2 protein-coding genes are annotated in these 1,065 nt (G+C 68.1%); both read left to right on the top strand.

Features of this window, described 5'->3' with window-relative positions:
• The coding region (locus EOA85_RS35915) for an ABC transporter permease (protein WP_164760164.1) at window positions 1-539 on the top strand (539 nt) is incomplete at its 5' end.
• Window positions 540-610: 71 nt separating this feature from the next.
• Window positions 611-1,065, top strand: a 455-nt coding sequence (locus tag EOA85_RS35910; protein ID WP_245486376.1) for a gluconokinase, incomplete at its 3' end; no start/stop codon positions are given.

The raw sequence follows: 1,065 nt of genomic DNA, 5'->3' as shown, positions 1-1,065 counted from the left end.
ATACGGGCGGGTTCTCGCCGCAGGATTCGGCGACCCGGGCGATGCGCTATCTGGCGACCGGCTTTGCCATTCCGGGCGTGCCCAACGCGGTCGTCATCTGGGCGCTGATCGGTGCTGCGATGGTTTTCGTGCTGACCCGCACCGGCTTCGGCCGTACCGTCTACGGTATCGGCAACCGCGAGCGCGCCGCCTACCTCTCCGGCATCGACACGCGGCGCGTCGTGCTGATCGCCTTCGCCGTGTCGGGCGGGCTCTCCGCCTTCGGCGGCGTGCTTCTGGCCGGCTATGCCTCCAAGGCGGCGCAGTCGATGGGCGACGCCTATCTCCTGCCGTCGATCGCAGCGGTCGTGCTTGGCGGCACCTCGATCCTCGGCGGCCGCGGCTCGTATCTCGGCACGGTCGCTGGCGTCATCCTGATCACGCTTTTGCAATCCATTCTTTCGGTCATGCAGATGCCGGAGGCGGGGCGGCAGATCATCTACGGCGTCGTCATCGTCGCCATGCTCCTGCTTTACGGCCGCGCGCCGGCCAGCCGCTGACCCGCATCGTGGACGAAAAGGCAGCACAAACGCAGGGGCATCGCGTTCGGCCCGCACCGGCCGTCGTAGTGATGGGCGTCGCCGGTTGTGGCAAATCGGCCGTCGGCGAAGCGTTGGCCGCAGCGTTGGGCGCCATCTTCGTCGAGGGCGACCGGCTGCATCCGCCGGAAAACGTCGCGCGCATGGCAAGCGGCGAGCCGCTGACCGACGCATTGCGCGAAGGCTGGCTCGACGCGATCGGCCGGCGCATTGCGGGATCGGTCGGCGATGGGCAGGGCGTGGTGGCCGCCTGTTCGGCGCTAAAGCGCAGCTACCGCGAGCGTCTGCGCGGCTTTTGCCAGGACATCGTTTTCCTCTATCTGGAAATCGATCCCGCGCCCGCGAAGCAGCGTGTCGGCTCCCGCCGGGGCCATTTCATGCCGGCAAGCCTGGTCGACAGCCAGTTCGCCACGCTAGAAGCGCCGGCAGCCGACGAGAACGCATTGACGCTCGATGCGACGCGCCCGATCGCCGACATTGTCGGCGA

It is taken from the genome of Mesorhizobium sp. M5C.F.Ca.IN.020.29.1.1, from assembly GCF_003997375.1.
Classification (GTDB): domain Bacteria; phylum Pseudomonadota; class Alphaproteobacteria; order Rhizobiales; family Rhizobiaceae; genus Mesorhizobium; species Mesorhizobium wenxiniae.
This window is presented reverse-complemented; position numbering and strand designations above follow the sequence as displayed.